The organism is Bradyrhizobium sp. 44 (genome assembly GCF_023073095.1).
Lineage (GTDB): Bacteria > Pseudomonadota > Alphaproteobacteria > Rhizobiales > Xanthobacteraceae > Bradyrhizobium.
Window position 1 is genome coordinate 358,773 of the sequence record NZ_JADPIY010000020.1, and the last position, 19,282, is coordinate 378,054.

Consider the following 19,282-nt stretch of genomic DNA (forward strand, 5'->3'; position numbering starts at 1 on the left):
ATCCGTTCTTAACACTTGGCGCGCATCCTCAGTGCAGATGCGGGGACGCCTGCGGCGATTTTCCGCTGTGGAAATCGCCGGGGCTCGCTGCGGTGCAGCGCGCCTCGCGAGATTGTTTTGTCGTGCCTCACAGGGCGATCCCATGCGCCTCCTGCAGTCATCATGTTTGGACTCATGACGGCCGCCTGCAACCAGGAGCAGGACATCACCGGCTCGACCCCGGTCTGCGCGATGCGGAACTACACCTCCTTCAATCCCCGCGACATGGCCCAGTGCGTTGCCGCCTGCAAGGCGTGCGACCACGGCAACACGGTCACCTGCAGCACGTCATGCACGCTCAAGGGCGCCCACTGAGCCGATCAGCCTCCTGGTTTGGGGCCGCGAGGGTGTCTTGACGGTGTCTTGACGGTGTTTTGGCACCGGAACGATTCACATGGGTTAATCATTGAAGGGATGGCAGGACGCGGAGTCCTTTGGAATGGGTATGCTCGATCCCGGTCGGTTCCTGGTGTCATGCTCGCATTGCGCGGCCTGGCCGATGGCGGCCAATGTGAAACGTTCGAGCTGGTCGGCTTCGCCAAATGAGGTCCGCTTCGTGTGCCCGCGCTGCCGCCGCGAGGAGACTGCGATCATCTCAGCCTCCGGCGAGTTGACGCCGATCCGGCGCGTCGATGTCCCGCCGCGCGACGTCACCGCGGCCTGGGCTCAGGCCCAGCGCGCAAGAGGGCGAGCGTAGCCCGCCCGTTTAAGGAACAAGAAGGTGAGGCGCTGAGGTCTAGTCATGGCGATGACGGACCCAGCGCCGCAAGGCGACCGCCGTCCAGACCGTCTCGACAAAGCCGAACGGCCAGGCGCCGCGAAGCTGTCGCGGTTGTCCGTCGGGCAAAACATCTGACCAATTCTCGACACGTCCGTGTCAAGCCGGCGCGTCCAAAATATTCTACTTTACCGAAATTCGGTTTTGGCGTATGTGTCGCCCATCCCGGCTCATCCTTGAGGGGCGATCTTGTGATCGTCATGTGCGAGCCGGGCTTGCGGTGGACGCGGCAGCGTTTGGGTACGAGAGGCCAAGGGCAGGGCGGATTGCTCTCCGTGAGCCCGAGGCTTCGTTCCGACGAGCGGCGCTGCTAGGCTTCGTCTCGTCATCAGGTCGGCGGCAACGTGCACAACGTCGTCGAAACCGGTGGCGAAATGGCGAGCCGTGCGTACGGCAAAACCGTGTGGTCCTGGCCGTCGTTGCTACGGTCAAGCCCTGGCGAATGCGGCATGCGCGTCAACCGGCGCGGTGCCGGTGAATTTCGTTGGGGTGAGGGAGGCCAAAAGGAACTCGGCTCCCGGGAGAGCACGGCATAAGCCGTCCAACCATCGCGCAGGGAAGGCCGAGTGATTGGCTACACCTGTATGCTGCTGTGCGGTTCTTCCTGCGTGTGCTTTTCGCGCAGTGGACCGCGGGTGCCAGCCGGCACCCGGCCTTCCCTGCGCCCTCTTGGATTTGAGGGTGGAGTGACGAAGCAAAGCTCGGGCGAAACGCGCCGCGAGGATGCGAAGGCGTGTCTGCAATCTGAATGCGAGCTGGAAGAGTGCCGCTGCCGCCTCATGCTCCGTCATTGCGAGCGCAGCGAAGCAATCCAGTCTGCCGCCGCGAAGGGATTCTCCTTCCGCCTTCGCTAAAGCTTCGCGGACAAGTCGCTGCGCTCGCAATGACGATGTGGAGAGAGTGTGGGCCTTACTCTCCTCCACATACCCCGGACGCTGCGCAGCGCCTTTGCAGCGTGTCTCGGACACGCGATGGAATGTAAGAGTGCGACTCATCCTGGCTGCGCCTTGGCGTCGGGCCGAAACTGGGCATAGCTGCGAGCCGCTAAATCTCAAGTTGTGGATCGTCCTCCCAGCGGGGGTATCTTGGTACGCCCGCCCGTGTCCTCCAGGCCACGATTGTGCCGTCCATGCAACACCCGCCACCGATTTAACCATCATCTCTGTCCGTTCGCATCGACGCCGCTTTTTGGCCACACCTGAACATGAATAAAATCACTCGAATGTTTTAGCGGCAGCGGTGGTCCTGGAAGGCGACGGGAAATCCCCAAGGTCGATTCAAAAGGTCGATTAAAATCTTGGCTCTGATTTTTCGGGTCTGAAAGGGTTGGCCGGGGAAACTGGTTGGCGATGGACGCGAAGAGCAACATCAAGCAGAGGCTGCCGAGCCGTCACGTGACGGAAGGCCCTGCGCGCGCGCCCCATCGGTCCTACCTCTACGCCATGGGTCTGACCACCGATCAGATTCACCAGCCCTTCGTCGGCGTCGCCTCGTGCTGGAACGAGGCTGCGCCATGCAACATCTCCCTGATGCGCCAGGCGCAGGCGGTGAAGAAGGGTGTCGCATCCGCCGGCGGCACGCCGCGGGAATTCTGCACCATCACCGTGACCGACGGCATCGCCATGGGCCATGACGGCATGCGCTCCTCGCTGCCGTCGCGCGAATGCATCGCCGATTCCGTCGAGCTGACGATCCGCGGCCACGCCTATGACGCCCTCGTTGGCCTGGCCGGCTGCGACAAGTCGCTGCCGGGCATGATGATGGCGATGGTCCGCCTCAACGTGCCCTCGATCTTCATCTATGGCGGCTCGATCCTGCCCGGCAATTTCCGGGGCCAGCAGGTCACCGTGCAGGACATGTTCGAAGCCGTCGGCAAGCACTCGGTCGGTGCGATGTCGGACGAGGACCTCGACGAGATCGAGCGCGTGGCGTGCCCTTCGGCGGGTGCCTGCGGCGCCCAGTTCACAGCCAACACGATGGCGACGGTCTCCGAGGCGATCGGCCTGGCGCTGCCGTACTCGGCCGGTGCTCCGGCTCCCTATGAAATTCGCGACGCCTTCTGCATGACCGCGGGCGAGCAGGTCATGGAGCTGATCGCCCAAAACATCCGGCCGCGCGACATCGTCACTCTCAAGGCGCTGGAGAATGCCGCCGCCGTGGTCGCCGCGTCCGGTGGCTCGACCAATGCTGCACTGCACCTGCCGGCAATCGCGCACGAGTGCGGCATCAAGTTCGATCTGTTCGACGTCGCCGAAATCTTCAAAAAGACACCGTACGTCGCGGATTTGAAGCCGGGCGGCCGTTATGTCGCCAAAGACATGTTTGAAGTAGGTGGCATACCGCTTCTGATGAAGACGCTGCTCGACAACGGATTTCTCCACGGTGACTGCATGACCGTCACCGGTCGAACGATCGCCGAAAACCTCAAAAGCGTGAAGTGGAATCCGCACCAGGACGTGGTGCACCCGGCAGACAAGCCCATCACCGTCACCGGCGGTGTGGTCGGTCTGAAGGGCAATCTGGCGCCAGAAGGTGCGATCGTGAAAGTCGCGGGAATGTCCAACCTCAGGTTCACCGGTCCGGCCAGGTGCTTCGACCGTGAGGAGGATGCTTTCGAGGCCGTGCAGAAGCGCACCTACCGCGAAGGCGAAGTCATCGTGATCCGCTACGAGGGGCCCAAGGGCGGTCCCGGGATGCGGGAAATGCTCCAGACCACCGCGGCGCTGACCGGCCAGGGCATGGGTGGCAAGATCGCGCTCATCACGGACGGCCGCTTCTCCGGCGCCACCCGCGGCTTCTGCATCGGCCACGTCGGGCCGGAAGCCGCCATCGGCGGCCCGATTGGGCTGCTCGAGGACGGCGATATCATCGAGATCGACGCGGTCGCCGGTACCCTTAACGTAAAATTGAGCGACCAGGAGCTTGCCCAACGCAAGACCAAATGGACCGCTCGCGCGACTAACCACACGACGGGCGCGCTCTGGAAATATGCTCAGCAGGTTGGACCAGCGGTCGGTGGGGCAGTGACCCACCCGGGCGGCGCGCACGAGAAACAGTGCTATGCGGACATCTAGGCGTACCATCGTTGCGTTTGTGTTGGGGGCTACTGCGCTGGCCGCGCCGGCGCTCGCCTTTGACGGCGCCCCCGTCAGCCCGAAGGATGCGACCATCCCGGTGGTCACGAGCTTGCCGGGTGCAGCAGGCAAGGTGCGTAATGTGCCGCCAGCGGTCGTGACCCAAGAAACGTCGCTCAGCGCCTTGCAATATGCCGCGGAGGGTGGCCACCCCATCGCGCAGTGGAAGCTCGGCCGCATGTATGCCAATGGCGACGGCGTCGCCCAGGACGATGTGCGTGCGTTCGAGTATTTCACCCGCATCGCCAACGCGCATGCCGAGGATAGCCCGTCGGCGCCGCAGGCGCAGATCGTCGCCAACGCCTTTGTGGCGCTCGGCCGCTATTATCTCAGCGGCATCCCGAATTCGAAGGTCAAGCCGGACCAGGAGCGGGCGCGGGAGATGTTCTCCTATGCCGCGTCCTATTTCGGCAATGCGGATGCGCAATACGATCTCGCCCGCCTGTACCTGAAGACGCCGGACGCTTCGCGCGAGGATTTTCGCTACGGCGCGCGCTGGCTTGGGCTCGCCGCGCAGAAGGGCCAGCACGAGGCCCAGGCGCTGCTCGGCCAGATGCTGTTCAACGGCGACCGCCTGCCGCGGCAGGCTGCGCGCGGCCTGATGTGGCTGACGCTGGCGCGCGACAGCGCAGGCAGCGACGAGACCTGGATCAAGGAAAACTACAACCGCGCCTTCGCAAAGGCCTCCGACGACGATCGCGCCATGTGCCTGCAGATGCTGGAGCAATGGGTGCAGGGCCGCCGGGAGTAAGTGGTTGAGGCGGCCTCACGCCGCCTCGAGATCGAGATCCGCCCACACCGGCACGTGGTCCGACGGCTTCTCCCAGCTGCGCACATAGCTGTCGATGCCGACATTGGCGAGCCGGTCGCTGGCCTGTGGCGACAGCAGCAGATGGTCGATCCGCAGGCCATGGTTCTTCTGCCAGGCACCGGCCTGGTAATCCCAGAACGTGTAGAGCCCGGGTTCGTCGGTGACGGCCCGAAGCGCATCGGTCAGGCCGAGGCCGAGCAGGGACTGAAAACTCTCCCGCGTCTCGGGCTTGAACAGGGCGTCCTCGGTCCAGGCGGCGGGATTATGGACGTCCCGGGCATGCGGGATAACGTTGAAGTCGCCTGCGAGGATCAGCGGCTCCTCGGTCTTGAGGCGCTCCTTCGAATACTCAAGAAGCCGCGACATCCATTTGAGCTTGTAGGGATATTTCTCGGTCCCGACGGGGTTGCCATTGGGCAGATAGAGGCAGGCGATGCGCAGCACGCCGGACTTGAGCGTCACCACGCCTTCGAGGAAGCGGGCATGGGCGTCCTCGTCGTCGCCGGCCAGCCCCGACTTGGTCTCGTCGAACCGGAGCTTCGAGAGCAGGGCGACACCGTTAAACGTCTTCTGCCCGTGGGTGACCACGTTGTAGCCGAGCGCCTCGATCTCCAGCCGCGGGAACGCCTCGTCGACGCATTTGATCTCCTGGAGGCAGACGATGTCCGGCTGGCACTCCTTCAGCCAGGTCAGGAGGAGATCGATCCGCTGCCGGACCGAGTTCACGTTCCAGGTGGCTATTCTGATGGGCATCTTGGCGGCTCCGGGCAGGGGCCATGGTTAGAACAAAATGCAAACGCGCCCGTCAAGGATGCTGCGAAATCTCCCACAAAATTAACCCGGCTTAAGTCGGGCCTGGGCCATTGATCGTGAAAAGGTTTTTCGATGGGACGGCCGGACAAATCCATGATGCGAACCGAGCCCCGCGACGGCTTGATCGGCGCGTTCCTGTACTGGCTCGGCGGCTACGAGATCGAGGACGGCCTGACCGCCGGTCTCAGCGAGCGCGAACTGAGCCGCATCCGCGCCAAGCAGATCGACGCGGTGATACGGCTGATCCCGGTGACGATGGCCGTCACCATGCTCAACGTCGCGGTCGTGCTGGTCCTGTTCTGGGGCAGCGGCTGGAACGACTTTCTCGCGATCTGGGGCATGACCCTCGCCACCGCCGCCTCGCTCGCGGTGCGCGCGTGGCGGCGCTCCCACCAGAGCCCGCCACAGGAAGCCTCGCCCCGCGCCGCGCGGCAGATGTTGCGGCAGGCGTTTTTCCTCGCCGCAATCTGGGGCACGCTGCCGGTCGCGCTTTTCAGCCGCATCGAGCCGACCAGCCAGCTCATTCTCGCCTGCCTGATGGTCGGTATGATGTCCGGCGGTGCCTTCACGCTCTCGACCTTCCCGCGCGCGGGCCTTGTCTATCTCGCGACGACGACGATCGCCTGCGTCGCGGCGCTGCTGTTGTGCGGCACCGGGCCGTATCTCGTAACCGCGGTGTTCCTGCTGCTGTTCGCGTTCTTCATGGCGCGCAACATCGTCTCGCAAGGCAATCTGTTCCTCGGCAATCTCAAGGCCCAGCTCGAGCTTGAGCGGCAGACCGAGATCATCTCGCTGCTGCTGAAGGATTTTCAGGAGAATGCCAGCGACTGGCTGTGGCAGACCGACGCCGAGGGGCATCTGGTCGACGTGCCCGAGCGCTTCGCCGCCGTCGCACAGCTGCCGCTGCCGCTGCTGAAGGGCGCGCATTTCGCCGACGTGCTCGACATGCTGTGCCCCGAAGACAAGAGCGCGGCCTACAACGTCGTCGGCCTGATGGAGCACGCCGAACCGCTGCACGAGATGAACCTCAAGGTGGTCGCAGGCGGCGAGGCGCGGCTGTGGTCGCTCACTGCGAAGCCGGCCTACGACCGCGACGGTCAATTCCTCGGCTATCGCGGCTTCGGCCGTGACGTGACCGAGCGCTGGCGCGCGGAAAAGGCTGAGGCCGAGAGCCGCGCCAAATCGGATTTCCTCGCAGTGATGAGCCACGAGATCCGCACGCCGATGAACGGCGTGCTGGGGCTTGCCAGCATGCTGCTGGAGACAAAACTCGATCCGGAGCAGCACGAAGCCGTCACCACGATCCGCGAGTCCGGCGACAACCTCCAGCGCATCCTCAACGACATCCTGGACCTCTCCAAGCTCGAGGCCGGACGCTTCGCGTTCGAGGTGATCGACTTCGCGCCGCAGGCGCTGGTCGAAGCGGTGGCGACCGTCGTGCGCGCGAGCGCCAAGAGCAAGGGGCTCGCGGTCAAGGTCGAGCTCGATCCCAACCTGCCGCCGACGCTGCGCGGCGATGTCGCGCGTATCCGCCAGGTGCTGCTCAATCTCGCTTCCAACGCGGTGAAGTTCACCGACGAGGGCGAAGTGACGATCACGGCCGTCTGTCAGGCCCGCCGCGATCTGCTCACCACCGTCGAATGGAGCGTGACCGACAGCGGCATCGGCATCGCCCCCGGGAAGCTCGGCCAGCTCTTCTCCGACTTCGCCCAGGCTGACGCCTCGATCAGCCGCCGCTTCGGCGGCACCGGGCTTGGGCTTGCAATCTCCCGACGCATCATCGAGCAGATGGGCGGCACCATCGGCGTCACCTCGACGCCGGACGAAGGCTCGACCTTCCGCTTCACGTTGGTGCTGCCGTGGAGCCAGGTGCAAACGTCCGATCACGACGCAGGCCGCGAGGAAGCCGACGATCTCAAGGCGCGCATCGCGGGCTTCGATCGACCGCTGAAGGTGCTGGTCGCCGAGGACGACGCCGTCAACCGCATGGTCGTGAGCAAGATGCTCGGTGCCTTCGATGTCGAGTTGCGCGTCGTGGCCGACGGTGTCGAGGCCGTCGCGGCCGTGTCCGAAGGCGATTACGATATCGTGCTGATGGACGTGCGCATGCCCGAGATGGACGGCCTTGCCGCGACCCGGGCGATCCGTGCGCTAGGCGGACGCTTCGCGGCCTTGCCGATCATCGCGCTGACCGCCAACGCCTTCCCCGAGGACGTCAAGGTCTGCCGCGAGGCGGGGATGTCCGACTTCCTCGCCAAACCGCTGCGCAAGCCTGCGCTGGTCACGGCGCTGCTGCGTGCGCTGGACGGCCAATGGGTGTCGGAGGACGCACCGCTTCAGCCCGAGCAGATGCCGGTCGAGGCGGACTGGACGGACGAGGAAAGGCAGCTCACCGGCGCTTAGCCGGCGCCGTCAGATCGAGAAGCTGGTCCCGCAGCCGCAGGACGCCGTGGCGTTGGGATTGTTGACCCGGAACGAGGCGCCGATCAGATCGTCGACGAAATCGACCTGCGACCCCGCCAGGAATGGCTGCGAGGCGGAATCGACCAGCACCACCGCATTGTCCTGCTCGATCACGAGGTCGTCGTCGGTGCGGGCACGGTCAATGTCGAACTTGTACTGGAAGCCGGAGCAGCCGCCGCCTTCGACCGAGATCCGCAGCATCGCGCCAAACCCTTCGCCCTTGAGGATCTCCCCAATCCGGCGTGCGGCCTTGTCACTGATGGTCACGTCAGTCGTCATCGTTCGTCTCCGATAGTCCCCGCGGTCATACCAAGTCACCTGAAGGTCGCTTGCCCAATTCAGTTGGTATCCCGCGTCCGGCATAGTTAAGTGCCACCATACGCAGAATCAAATGGATAGGGACTAAATTCGCCGTGTCCGTCGGAATGGCTGCCCCCCATGCGCCCTATGCCTGCGATCCGGAGCGCAGTCGCGGCCGGTTGGTCGCGGAACCGCCGAGCCGGACCCGCAGCCCGTTCCGGCGGGATTGCGACCGGGTGATCCATTCCACCGCGTTCCGCCGGCTGAAGTACAAGACCCAGGTGTTCGTGTTCCACGAGGGCGACCACTACCGTACCCGGCTGACCCATTCGCTGGAGGTGGCGCAGATCGCCCGGGCGCTGGCGCGGCAGCTCGGGCTGGACGAGGACCTCACGGAAACCCTCGCGCTCGCCCACGACCTCGGCCATCCGCCGTTCGGGCACGCCGGCGAACGGGCGCTGGACGCCTGCCTGAAGGATTTTGGCGGCTTCGACCATAACGCCCAGACGCTCCGCGTCGTTGCGGCGCTGGAACACCGCTATCCCGAATTCGACGGGCTCAACCTGACGTGGGAAGCGCTGGAGGGCATCGTCAAGCACAACGGCCCGCTGACCGATCGCAGCGGTGCGCCGGTCGGGCGTTATCGCGAGCACGGCATTCCCGTCGGCATCGCCGACTACATCAAGACCTACGATCTCGAATTGTGGAGTTTCGCCTCGCTGGAGGCACAGGTCGCCGCGATCGCCGACGACATCGCCTATGATGCCCACGATATCGACGATGGCCTGCGCGCGGGTCTGTTTCACCTCGACGACCTCAAGGTGATGCCGCTGACCGCGGAGATCATCGCCGAGACTTCTGCGCATTACCCCGCTCTCGAAGACGTCAGGCGCGGCGCCGAGCTGGTGCGCGAGCTGATCTCACACTTGATCGGTGCCGTGTTCGCCGAGGCGCAGACAAACCTTGCGACCGTGAAACCGCAATCCGCCCAAAACGTACGCCAGCAGAGCCGGGCATTGATCGCGTTCCCCGCCGCCGTCGCCGAGGAGGAGGCCGCCATCAAGCGCTTTCTCTATCAGCACATGTACCGCCACAAGCGGGTCATGCGGGTGATGGGCGAGGCGGAACAGATCCTGTTCGACCTGTTCGCAAAATACCTCACATCGCCCGGCGAGCTGCCGCCGGAATGGCTGGTGGGGGCGGAGGTGGACAATGAGGACGACCGGGCCCGCCGGATCGGGAATTTCATTGCCGGAATGACCGATCGTTTCGCCCTGACCGAGCACCAGCGGCTCTTTGACTCGACCCCGGATTTGCGTTAGGCGGCGCCCATGCCCGACACATCCTCAGCACTGCACCTGTTCGCCGACGTGCTCGCGCGCGTGCACGCCGTCTGCCGCGCGCTCGCGGCGGAATCCAACTGGCCTGAGGGCATCGATTTCTCGCGCGTGGTGGTCGAGCCGCCGCGCGATGCCTCCCATGGCGACATGGCGACCAACGCGGCCATGGTGCTTGCGAAAGAGGCAAAGGCGAAGCCGCGCGACCTCGCCGAGCAGATCGCCGAACGGCTGCGCGCGGACCCGCTGATCACGAAGGTCGACGTCGCCGGTCCCGGCTTCATCAACCTGACGCTGAAGCCGGCCGCATGGGCCGAGGCACTGCGGACCGTGCTGCGCGAGGGCGCCGATTACGGCCGCGTCCGCGGCGGCTCCAAGGTCAACGTCGAATATGTCTCCGCCAACCCGACCGGACCGATGCATGTCGGCCATTGCCGCGGCGCCGTGTTCGGCGACGCGCTGGCGAGCCTGCTCGAGTTCGCAGGCCGTGACGTCACGCGCGAATATTACATTAACGATGCCGGCGCCCAGGTCGACGTGCTCGCACGCTCCGCGTTCCTCAGGTATCGCGAGGCGCTCGGCGAGGACATCGGCGCGATCCCGGAAGGTCTGTATCCCGGCGACTATCTGAAGCCCGTCGGGCAGGCGCTGGCCAAAGAGCACGGCGACAAGCTCCTCGCCATGAGCGAGGGCGCGTGGCTGCCGGCGGTACGCGCCAAGGCGATCGCGATGATGATGGACGAGATCAAGGACGATCTCGCCGCGCTCAACATCCGCCACGACGTGTTCTTCTCGGAGCGCTCGCTGCAGGACGCCGGCAACAACAAGGTCGCCGAGACCATCGATTTCCTGCGCGCCAAGGGCGACATCTACCAGGGGCGTCTGCCGCCGCCGAAGGGAGCCCCGGCCGAGGATTGGGAAGATCGCGAGCAGTTGCTGTTCAAGGCGACCACATATGGCGACGACGTCGATCGCCCGCTGATCAAGTCCGACAATTCCTACACCTACTTCGCCGCCGACATCGCCTACCACAAGAACAAGTTCGACCGCGGCTTTGCGGAGATGATCGACGTCTGGGGCGCCGACCATGGCGGTTATATCAAGCGCATGCAGGCGGCGGTGAAGGCGACGACCTCCGGCAAGGGGGCGCTCGACGTCAAGATCGTCCAGCTCGTGAAGTTGCTGCGTAACGGCGAGCCGGTAAAAATGTCCAAGCGGAGCGGGGACTTCGTCACCTTGCGTGAGGTGGTGGATGAAGTCGGTCAGGACGCCGTCCGCTTCATGATGCTCTACCGCAAGAACGACGCGGTGCTCGACTTCGACCTCGCCAAGGTCATGGAACAGTCGCGCGACAACCCGGTGTTCTATGTGCAGTATGGCCACGCCCGCGGCCATTCGATCTTCCGCAATGCTCGGGCCGACGTGTTCCCGGAACTCCCGGAGGAAACGGAAAAGCGCGTCGCCTGGCTCGGTGAGTCGGCGGTGGAACGGCTGTCGGACCCGGCTGAGCTCGACCTTCTTAAGCGGCTCGCAATTTTTCCGCGCCTGCTGGAAGCGGCTGCAAGCGCCCACGAGCCGCACCGAATTGCCTTCTATCTCTATGACTTAGCGAGTGAATTTCACGCACTTTGGACGAAGGGGCGCGATTTGCCCTATTTACGCTTCATTATCAATAATGATGCAGATCTAACGAAGGCGCGGCTGGCCATGGTCCAGGGCGTCGTCTCTGTCCTGGCATCGGGCCTCGCCATCCTCGGCGTCCATGCTCCGGACGAGATGCGGTAGTTTGGGGCGAACTACTTAAGGGATTTCGGGGGTAACCGGCAGAAGCCGGATCGCTTAGACTTGGTTGAAAGCCTTGTGGGTCGAAAGCCGTGCCTTGGTCGAGGGGCGCGCGGCTTTCCCGAAGGGACGCATCATCAGATGGCCGAACGATATCAGGACAGACCGTTTCCTTCCGATGACTATCGCGGTGGCGATCAGCATGGGAGCGGCGATCCCTTGGCCGAACTTGCCCGCCTGATCGGGCAGACCGATCCGTTCGCAGCGCAAGGGCGGCCGGGTGCGCACCCGCCAGCAGCGCCTGCGCCTGCTCGGAGCTATCAGGACGACGACTATCGCCAGGACGATGACCAGCAGGACTATGCCGAGCAGGCCCCGCCGCCGCCCGGACCGCCCTCATGGATGCGGCGCGCCAATGTGCAGCCGCAGACGGCGCCAGCTGAGCCTGCCTATCCCGCTTCCGTAAACCCGGTTCATCCACTGCATCGTTATTCAGCCCAGCCGACTGCGCCCGAGCCCGAACCTGATTTTCGTCAGCAGCAGGCCTATCCGGATCAGGCCTACCAGCAGCACGATCAGGCTTACCAAGAGCAAGCCTATCAGCAGCCCGATCCGGCGCGCTACGACGATGCGCTCTACGGACGGCTGGAGGCGGGCGAGCAGGACTACCAGCGCGATCCCGCCTATCCCGACGATCCTTACGCGTTCCAGAGCGACTATCCCGAGGCCGATCTGGACGAGCCGAAGAAGCAGCGCGGCGGCATGATGACGGTCGCGGCGATCCTGGCTCTTGCCGTGGTCGGGACCGGCGCTGCGTTCGCCTACAAGACTTATGTGGGCTCGCCCCGCAGCGGCGAGCCGCCGATCATCAAGGCCGACAACACGCCGACCAAAATCGTGCCGGCTCCGTCGGATTCCTCAGCCAAGGTGCCGGACCGCATGGTCACCGGAGATGGCGCCGAGAAGATCGTGCCGCGCGAGGAGGCGCCTGTCGACGTCAACGCCAAGGCGGGAGGTCCCCGCGTCGTGTTCCCGCCGCTGAACCAGAACGCGAACCCGCCGCCGGTCGCAAGCGTCTCGCCGTCCAGCATTCCGTTGTCGAGTGCGGGACCGAATCCGAGCAACGGCACGGTGCCGAACAATTCGCCGCGCGCGATCAGGACCGTGGCCGTGAAGGGCGATCAGACCGACGCCACCGCGTCGCAAGCGGCCACGGCCGCGAAGCCGGCAACTCTCCCGAAGCCCGTTGCGGCACCGGCTCCGCCACGCACGCCGCCGACCTCGGCCAATGCCAGTGCCAATCAGCCGCTCTCGCTGGCGCCGCAATCGGCGCCGGCTGCGGAGTCGCCGCAGCGGATGGCTGCGACCAATCCGACGCAAATTGCACCCGCGACCAGCGGTGGCGGCGGTTACGTCGTGCAGGTCTCCTCGCAGCAGACCGAGGATAGCGCTCACGCCTCCTACCGGGTGCTTCAGGGCAAGTACGGCAGCGTGCTCGGCTCCCGCGCACCGGTGGTCAAGCGGGTCGACCTGACCGACAAGGGCAAGGGAATCGTCTACCGCGCCTTCGCTGGGCCCTACGGCTCGCTCGAAGAGGCGAACCAGGCCTGCAACAGTTTGAAATCCGCGGGCCTGTCTGCCTGCTTCGTCCAGAGGAATTAACGGCCGTTTCCTTGACCCTCTCGCGGGTCGGGGTTAATCGGCCGTATGAGCACGCGGGCCTTCATTACCGGCGTTTCCGGAACGGAACTAACCGCCGCTGAGCGGGAGTTTATCCGCAGCGAACGCCCATGGGGTTTCATCCTCTTCAAGCGCAACGTCGAGACGCCGGCTCAAGTTGCTGCACTCGTTGCGGAATTGCGGGCGGTTGCGGGCTCTCCTGATGCCCCTGTCCTGATCGACCAGGAGGGCGGCCGGGTGCAGCGCCTAGGGCCGCCGCATTGGCCGGTCTATCCGCCGGGCGCTATTTTCGCAGGCCTCTACGATACTGATTCGACGCTCGGGCTGAAGGCGGCGCGCCTCAGCGCCCGGCTGATCGCGGCCGATCTCGCGGATCTCGGCATTACCGTGGATTGCTTGCCGCTGGCCGACGTGCCGGTGGCTGGCGCCAACGCCGTCATCGGGAACAGGGCTTACGGCACCGAACCGGGCAAGGTCGCCGCGATCGCCCGCGCGGTCACCGAGGGCCTGGAAGAGGGCGGCGTGTTGCCGGTGCTCAAGCACATCCCCGGCCATGGCCGAGCTACGGCCGATACCCATTTCAATCTGCCGACGGTCGACACGTCGCGAGACGAACTGGATCGCACCGACTTCGCGGCGTTCAAGCCTTTGGCGGATTTGCCGATGGCCATGACTGCACATGTTGTGTTTAGCGCGGTCGACCCCGCCCATCCGGCGACGACATCTGCGACAATGATCGCTGAGGTGATTCGCGGCACAATCGGGTTCCAGGGTTTGTTAATGAGTGATGACGTGTCGATGAATGCGCTGTCGGGCAATATCGCCGAGCGGACCCGCGCGATTTTTGCGGCCGGTTGCGACATGGCCCTGCATTGCAACGGCAACATCGAGGAGATGCGTGAGGTCGCCGGCCAGACACCCGAACTGGCGGGCAGGGCGCTGGAGCGGGCGAACGCCGCGCTCGCGGCGCGCAAGGGACCTCAGCCGTTCGATCGCGCGGCCGCACGCGCCGAACTGGACGCATTGATCGCACGGGCAAACACGGCATCGGCATGACCGCAGAAATCCTATCGTTTGAAACCGGGCGGCCCGCAGAGCTCGCCGAGGGTGAGCCGGCGTTGGTGGTGGACGTCGAGGGCTACGAGGGTCCGCTCGACCTGTTGCTCGCACTGGCGCGGCAGCAGAAGGTCGATCTCGCCAAGATTTCGATCCTGGCACTCGCCGACCAGTATCTCCACTTCATCGAAGCCGCGCGAAAGATCCGCCTCGAGCTTGCCGCCGATTATCTCGTGATGGCGGCTTGGCTCGCCTTCCTGAAATCGCGCCTGCTGCTGCCGGAGCCGCCGAGTGCGGAAGGCCCTAGCGCGGAGCAGATGGCGACGGCGCTCGCCAACCGCCTGCGCAGGCTGGAGGCCATTCGTGAAGCCGCCAACCGGCTGATGAACCGGCAGCAATTGCTGCGCGACATCTTCCCGCGCGGCGAGCCCGAGCAGATCGCCGAGATCAAGCATCCGAAATACACCGCAACGCTCTATGACCTGCTCACCGCCTATGCCGCGCAGCGCCAGTCGCGCGTGCTGGCGAGCGTGCATCTGGCCAAGCGCACGGTGTGGTCGCTCGCCGAGGCGCGCGCCACGCTGGAGCGGCTGGTCGGCAGCATCAGCGAGCAGGACGATTGGGGCGTTCTCGACGATTTTCTGCTGCAGCACGTCGCCGATCCGACGCAGCGCGCGACGGTGCTCGCCTCGAGTTTCGCGGCTGCGCTCGAGCTGGTGCGCGAAGGTCAGCTCGAGCTGAATCAGAAAGAGGCGTTTGCGCCCATCTATTTCCGGAAGGGGCGCCCCAAGCCGGTCATGGACGCAGCTCCTGCGCCCGATGCGCCGGTCGCTTAAGTGCAACAAGGAGAATCTGCCATGGCAAGCCTGGCTGAAGTGCGGGTAGAAGAGGCCGAGCCGATGGAGAACGAGTCCCAGGCACGTCCCGAAGAATTGCGGCTGCTGGAAGCGCTGCTGTTCGCTTCGAATGAACCGCTGGACACCGCGACGCTGGCCAAGCGCATGCCCGAGGGTGTGGACGTGAAGGCTGCGCTCGAGCAGTTGCAGGCCGACTATTCCCTGCGCGGCGTGAATCTCGTGCGGGTCGCCAACAAATGGACCTTCCGCACGGCGGGCGATCTCGCCTGGCTGATGACCCGCGAGAGCACCGAGACCCGCCGCCTGTCGCGCGCCGCGATCGAAGTGCTGGCGATCATCGCCTATCACCAGCCGGTGACGCGCGCGGAGATCGAGGAGATCCGTGGCGTCGTCACCTCGAAGGGCACGCTGGACGTGCTGCTGGAAACCGGCTGGATCAAGCCGCGTGGTCGTCGCAAGACGCCGGGCCGTCCCTTGACCTTCGGAACCACCGAGGACTTCCTGTCGCAGTTCACTCTGGAACAGCTCGGCGATCTGCCGGGTCTGGAGGAGCTGAAGGGCACGGGCCTGCTGGATTCGCGCCTGCCGACCGGATTCAGCGTGCCGACGCCGTCGGATGACCCGACTTTGCGTGAGGACGAGGATCCGCTGGAGCCGGGCGAGGACCTTGATCTCGCGCTGGCGCCTGCTGTCGAGCCCGAGACGCCGCCGGAAGGCGGCCATGAGGGTGGCGAGGGCGGCAGCGAGGACTGACGTCTGGGTCTTTTAGTGCCCCCTGCGACCAGTTAACACTAGCAAAATTACGTAGCGCCAACAGCGAATTGGCGCTGTCTTGGTCCTTGTTTTTGACACCTGCCAAGCCTAGGTTTCGGTGAAGATCGGCCGGTCCCCGGCCATGCGCGTTTGGAGGGTTGCAGGATGGGTTCACTCAGCATTTGGCACTGGGTCCTGGTGATCGCAGTGGTCCTGCTGCTGTTCGGTCGCGGCAAGATTTCGGATCTGATGGGCGACGTGGCGCAGGGCATCAAGGCGTTCAAGAAGGGCATGCAGGACGACGATAAGGTCGCCGACAAGCCCGAGCCGGCCAAGTCCATCGAGCACAACAATGCCGCGCCAACCGCGGCACGGTCCGACGTCGGCAGCAAGGCCGTCTAAGCCAGAGAGCACGCGAGACGCGGGTAGCGGACCCGATCCTGCGCGCGAGGGATTGGGCCGGCTGCGACTGGCGTGAACGGAAGACCTCATGTTCGATATCGGGTGGAGTGAACTGGTCCTGATCGGGGTCGTGGCCCTGATCGCCATCGGCCCGAAAGAGCTGCCGGGCGTGCTGCGCATGGTCGGGCAGTGGATGGGCAAGGCGCGGAAGATGGCCGCCGAATTCCAGGGCCAATTCCAGGAAGCGATGCGCGAGGCCGAAATGGCCGACCTCAAGAAGAGCTTCGACGAGGTCAAGGAAGCGGCTTCCGGTTTCGCCGGCAACAATCTGATGACCTCGCTTCAGAAAGACGTCAGCGACGCGCTCCGCGTCGATGCGCTGGACAAGCCGGCCGAGACCTCGGCCTCGACCGGCGCCGAACCGCCGGCGACTTCAAGCGAAGCGGTGACGACGCCCACCACGCCGGAAGCGCCGACGCCCGAAACCTTCGTGGAAGCCGAGGCACATGCGGCCGTGAACGAGCCGCTCGCCATCACCCGTGAGGTCGAGCAGGCGCAGGTCGCTCAAGGTTCGGTCACGCAAGGCTCGATCACGCAAGATTCGGTCACGCAGGACACTGCGCCGGCCGAGGCGATCAAGGACGCCAAAGCGTCATGAGCGCCGCTGATATCGAGGCCAGCAAAGCTCCCCTGATGGACCATTTGATCGAGCTGCGTTCGCGGCTGATCAAAGCGCTGCTCGGCTTCGGCATTGCCTTCATCTTCTGCTTCTTCTTCGCCAAGCAGATCTACAATGTGCTGGTCTGGCCATTCGTGTGGGTCGCGGGTCCCGAGAACTCGAAATTCATCTACACCGCGCTGCTGGAATATTTCATCACCCAGCTCAAGCTTGCGCTGTTCGGCGCCGGCTTCATCTCGTTCCCGATCGTCGCGACGCAGATCTACAAGTTCGTCGCTCCGGGCCTCTACAAGCACGAGAAGCAGGCCTTTCTGCCGTATCTGGTCGCGACCCCGTTCTTCTTCGTGTTGGGTGCCGCACTGGTCTATTTCGTCGTGCTGCCGATGCTGGTCCGCTTCTCGCTCGGCATGCAGCAGGCCGGCAGCGACGAGACCGCGCAGATCCAGCTCCTGCCCAAGGTCGGCGAATATCTGTCGCTGATGATGTCGCTGATCTTCGCCTTCGGCATCGCCTTCCAGCTTCCGGTGATCCTGACGCTGCTCGGGCGCATCGGTATCGTCACGTCAAAGATGCTGCGCGAGAAGCGCCGCTATTTCATCGTCGTTGCCTTCGTCATCGCGGCCGTTCTGACCCCGCCCGACGTGCTCAGCCAGTGCTCGCTCGCGATCCCCTTGCTCGCGCTCTACGAGGGCTCGATCATCGCGGTGGGAATTGTGGAGAAGAAGGCGGCCGCTTCAAAGGCCACCACCGGCACTGACGTATCGACGCCGGCCGACCCGGCGGAGTAAGGCGCCCCGATCTCCGCTGTCATTCCCCGCCTTGTGCGCAATTGCGCACTGGAGCGGGGAATCCAGTACGCCGCCGCCCATCGGGGGAATCACGGACGTCTCTGGAATACTGGATCACCCGCTTTCGCGGGCGATGACAGCCGTGCTAGGGGAAGCAGCCATTTGCATAAATGCAAATCCAGGATTTGCAGGGTTGCAACAAGCCCCAGGACCTCGGCCATGCACGACATCAAATCGATCCGCGACAACCCGCAAGCCTTCGACGCCGGCCTTGCACGACGCGGCCTGAAGCCACTGTCGGCGTCGCTGCTCGCGATCGACGAGACCCGGCGTGCGGCGATCCTGGCTTCCGAGCAGGCGCAGGCGCGGCGCAATGCGGCCTCCAAGGAAATCGGCGATGCCAAGAAGGCGAAGGACGAGGCGCGCGCGGCGAAGTTGATGGCGGAAGTTACCGAGCTCAAGACCACGATGCCGGAGCTCGAGGCGACCGCGAAGGCTGCCGACGAGGAGCTCGCCAAGGAGCTCGCGGCGATCCCGAATCTGCCGCTCGGCGAGGTGCCCGATGGTGTCGACGAGCACGGCAATGTGCAGCGCCATGTCTTCGGCAACAGGCGCAACTACACGTTCGCGCCAAAACCCCATGACGATCTCGGCGCCGCGCTCGGTGACATGGATTTCGAGATCGCGGCGAAGCTCTCCGGCGCGCGCTTCGTCGTGCTGAAGAAGGGACTGGCGCGGCTCGAGCGCGCGCTCGGTCAGTTCATGCTGAATCTACACGTCGACGAGCACGGCTATACCGAGATCAATCCGCCGCTGCTCGTGCGCAACGAGATCATGTTCGGCACCGGACAATTGCCGAAATTCGAGGACGACCAGTTCTGGGCGATCAAGGGCGAATTGCTCGCCGAGCCCGACCATGAGCGGCTCCGCACCGAGCGTCTCGGGATCATTCCGACCGCGGAGGTGGCGCTCACCAATCTCGTCCGCGAATCCATCCTTGACGAAAAGCAGCTGCCGATGCGACTGACCGCGCTGACGCCGTGCTTTCGCGCGGAGGCGGGCGCCGCTGGGCGCGACACCCGCGGCATGATCCGGCAGCACCAGTTCACCAAGGTCGAACTGGTCTCGATCACGACGCCGGAGACGAGCAAGGACGAGCACGAGCGCATGCTCGCCTGTGCCGAGGAAGTGCTGCGGCGGCTCGACCTGCATTACCGTGTGATGACGCTGTGCACCGGGGATATGGGTTTCTCGTCGCAAAAAACCTATGACATCGAGGTCTGGATGCCGGGCCAGGGCGACGGCGGGGCATTCCGCGAGATCTCGAGCTGCTCGGTGTGCGGCGATTTCCAGGCCCGCCGGATGGACGCGCGCTCGCGCGGCCCCGATGGCAAGCCGCGGTTCGTGCACACGCTCAACGGCTCCGGCACAGCGCTCGGCCGCGCGCTGATCGCCGTGATGGAGACCTATCAGCAGGAGGACGGCTCTATCGCGGTCCCCAGCGTGCTCCAGCCCTATATGGGCGGGCTGAAGGTGGTCGCACGCGACTAGGCGTGCTGCCCATCTGAACGGAGAAACGTTTGGTTGCGAAGATCGGGCGGCCGGTTATC

At 64.7% G+C, this 19,282-nt stretch carries 17 protein-coding genes; 15 read left to right on the plus strand and 2 right to left on the minus strand.

Annotation, left to right across the window (positions count from 1 at the left end):
* Positions 1–162 precede the first annotated feature (162 nt).
* The 4 genes from IVB41_RS23870 (at position 163) to IVB41_RS23885 (ending at position 4,702) form a co-directional block, all read left to right on the plus strand.
* A complete protein-coding gene (locus IVB41_RS23870; protein WP_247435510.1) occupies positions 163–354 on the plus strand; it encodes a hypothetical protein in 192 nt (63 codons plus the stop codon).
* A gap of 124 nt (positions 355–478) precedes the next feature.
* Positions 479–736, plus strand: coding sequence for a hypothetical protein (locus tag IVB41_RS23875; protein ID WP_007590640.1), 258 nt, complete (start codon positions 479–481; stop codon positions 734–736).
* 1,430 nt (positions 737–2,166) lie between these two features.
* A complete protein-coding gene (gene ilvD / locus IVB41_RS23880) occupies positions 2,167–3,891 on the plus strand; it encodes a dihydroxy-acid dehydratase (RefSeq protein WP_247289703.1) in 1,725 nt (574 codons plus the stop codon).
* Positions 3,878–4,702, plus strand: a complete 825-nt coding sequence (locus IVB41_RS23885; protein ID WP_027567095.1) for a tetratricopeptide repeat protein — start codon at positions 3,878–3,880, stop codon at positions 4,700–4,702. The genes ilvD and IVB41_RS23885 overlap by 14 nt, the downstream gene beginning before the upstream one ends.
* Positions 4,703–4,717: 15 nt before the next feature.
* Here the strand turns inward: IVB41_RS23885 and xth are convergent, their stop codons facing one another.
* A complete protein-coding gene (gene xth / locus IVB41_RS23890; RefSeq protein WP_247289705.1) occupies positions 4,718–5,515 on the minus strand; it encodes an exodeoxyribonuclease III in 798 nt (265 codons plus the stop codon).
* A gap of 132 nt (positions 5,516–5,647) precedes the next feature.
* Between xth and IVB41_RS23895 the strand changes: the two genes are divergently transcribed.
* Positions 5,648–7,978 carry an ATP-binding protein gene (locus tag IVB41_RS23895; RefSeq protein ID WP_247435513.1) on the plus strand — a complete coding sequence of 777 codons (2,331 nt, stop codon included), beginning with the start codon at positions 5,648–5,650 and terminating at the stop codon, positions 7,976–7,978.
* Between the two features lie 9 nt (positions 7,979–7,987).
* On the opposite strand, the gene erpA is transcribed toward IVB41_RS23895, so the two are convergent.
* Complete coding sequence (gene erpA / locus IVB41_RS23900; RefSeq protein WP_027567092.1) at positions 7,988–8,317, minus strand: iron-sulfur cluster insertion protein ErpA; 330 nt, start codon at positions 8,315–8,317, stop codon at positions 7,988–7,990.
* A gap of 134 nt (positions 8,318–8,451) precedes the next feature.
* On the opposite strand from erpA, the gene IVB41_RS23905 reads away from it, so the two are divergent.
* The 10 genes from IVB41_RS23905 (at position 8,452) to serS (ending at position 19,223) form a co-directional block, all read left to right on the plus strand.
* On the plus strand, positions 8,452–9,660 hold the full coding sequence (locus IVB41_RS23905; RefSeq protein WP_247435514.1) for a deoxyguanosinetriphosphate triphosphohydrolase: 1,209 nt from the start codon (positions 8,452–8,454) through the stop codon (positions 9,658–9,660).
* Between the two features lie 9 nt (positions 9,661–9,669).
* Positions 9,670–11,460, plus strand: a complete 1,791-nt coding sequence (gene argS / locus IVB41_RS23910) for an arginine--tRNA ligase (RefSeq protein ID WP_247435516.1) — start codon at positions 9,670–9,672, stop codon at positions 11,458–11,460.
* 138 nt (positions 11,461–11,598) lie between these two features.
* A complete protein-coding gene (locus tag IVB41_RS23915; RefSeq protein ID WP_247435519.1) occupies positions 11,599–13,119 on the plus strand; it encodes an SPOR domain-containing protein in 1,521 nt (506 codons plus the stop codon).
* Between the two features lie 45 nt (positions 13,120–13,164).
* Positions 13,165–14,193 (plus strand): beta-N-acetylhexosaminidase, encoded by a 1,029-nt coding sequence (nagZ, locus tag IVB41_RS23920; protein WP_247289713.1) that lies wholly within the window; start codon positions 13,165–13,167, stop codon positions 14,191–14,193.
* Positions 14,190–15,029, plus strand: coding sequence for a ScpA family protein (locus tag IVB41_RS23925; RefSeq protein WP_007590654.1), 840 nt, complete (start codon positions 14,190–14,192; stop codon positions 15,027–15,029). Before nagZ ends, IVB41_RS23925 begins: the two co-directional genes overlap by 4 nt.
* Positions 15,030–15,050: 21 nt before the next feature.
* Positions 15,051–15,803: an SMC-Scp complex subunit ScpB gene (gene scpB / locus IVB41_RS23930; protein ID WP_027567087.1), complete on the plus strand. Its 753-nt coding sequence runs from the start codon at positions 15,051–15,053 to the stop codon at positions 15,801–15,803.
* A 165-nt stretch (positions 15,804–15,968) separates the two neighbouring features.
* A complete protein-coding gene (locus tag IVB41_RS23935) occupies positions 15,969–16,205 on the plus strand; it encodes a twin-arginine translocase TatA/TatE family subunit (protein WP_007610722.1) in 237 nt (78 codons plus the stop codon).
* A gap of 88 nt (positions 16,206–16,293) precedes the next feature.
* Positions 16,294–16,863, plus strand: coding sequence for a Sec-independent protein translocase protein TatB (gene tatB, locus IVB41_RS23940; RefSeq protein ID WP_027567086.1), 570 nt, complete (start codon positions 16,294–16,296; stop codon positions 16,861–16,863).
* Complete coding sequence (tatC, locus tag IVB41_RS23945) at positions 16,860–17,672, plus strand: twin-arginine translocase subunit TatC (RefSeq protein ID WP_247289717.1); 813 nt, start codon at positions 16,860–16,862, stop codon at positions 17,670–17,672. Before tatB ends, tatC begins: the two co-directional genes overlap by 4 nt.
* 219 nt (positions 17,673–17,891) lie before the next feature.
* Positions 17,892–19,223, plus strand: a complete 1,332-nt coding sequence (gene serS / locus IVB41_RS23950) for a serine--tRNA ligase (protein ID WP_027567084.1) — start codon at positions 17,892–17,894, stop codon at positions 19,221–19,223.
* The last annotated feature ends 59 nt before the right edge of the window (positions 19,224–19,282 follow it).

Bases quoted from the DNA above. Each gene is read 5' to 3' on its own strand.
- IVB41_RS23870 (WP_247435510.1), top strand. From the start codon at position 163: ATGTTTGGACTCATGACGGCCGCCTGCAACCAGGAGCAGGACATCACC.
- IVB41_RS23875 (WP_007590640.1), top strand. From the start codon at position 479: ATGGGTATGCTCGATCCCGGTCGGTTCCTGGTGTCATGCTCGCATTGC.
- ilvD (WP_247289703.1), top strand. From the start codon at position 2,167: ATGGACGCGAAGAGCAACATCAAGCAGAGGCTGCCGAGCCGTCACGTG.
- IVB41_RS23885 (WP_027567095.1), top strand. From the start codon at position 3,878: ATGCGGACATCTAGGCGTACCATCGTTGCGTTTGTGTTGGGGGCTACT.
- xth (WP_247289705.1), bottom strand. From the start codon at position 5,515: ATGCCCATCAGAATAGCCACCTGGAACGTGAACTCGGTCCGGCAGCGG.
- IVB41_RS23895 (WP_247435513.1), top strand. From the start codon at position 5,648: ATGGGACGGCCGGACAAATCCATGATGCGAACCGAGCCCCGCGACGGC.
- erpA (WP_027567092.1), bottom strand. From the start codon at position 8,317: ATGACGACTGACGTGACCATCAGTGACAAGGCCGCACGCCGGATTGGG.
- argS (WP_247435516.1), top strand. From the start codon at position 9,670: ATGCCCGACACATCCTCAGCACTGCACCTGTTCGCCGACGTGCTCGCG.
- IVB41_RS23915 (WP_247435519.1), top strand. From the start codon at position 11,599: ATGGCCGAACGATATCAGGACAGACCGTTTCCTTCCGATGACTATCGC.
- nagZ (WP_247289713.1), top strand. From the start codon at position 13,165: ATGAGCACGCGGGCCTTCATTACCGGCGTTTCCGGAACGGAACTAACC.
- IVB41_RS23925 (WP_007590654.1), top strand. From the start codon at position 14,190: ATGACCGCAGAAATCCTATCGTTTGAAACCGGGCGGCCCGCAGAGCTC.
- scpB (WP_027567087.1), top strand. From the start codon at position 15,051: ATGGCAAGCCTGGCTGAAGTGCGGGTAGAAGAGGCCGAGCCGATGGAG.
- IVB41_RS23935 (WP_007610722.1), top strand. From the start codon at position 15,969: ATGGGTTCACTCAGCATTTGGCACTGGGTCCTGGTGATCGCAGTGGTC.
- tatB (WP_027567086.1), top strand. From the start codon at position 16,294: ATGTTCGATATCGGGTGGAGTGAACTGGTCCTGATCGGGGTCGTGGCC.
- tatC (WP_247289717.1), top strand. From the start codon at position 16,860: ATGAGCGCCGCTGATATCGAGGCCAGCAAAGCTCCCCTGATGGACCAT.
- serS (WP_027567084.1), top strand. From the start codon at position 17,892: ATGCACGACATCAAATCGATCCGCGACAACCCGCAAGCCTTCGACGCC.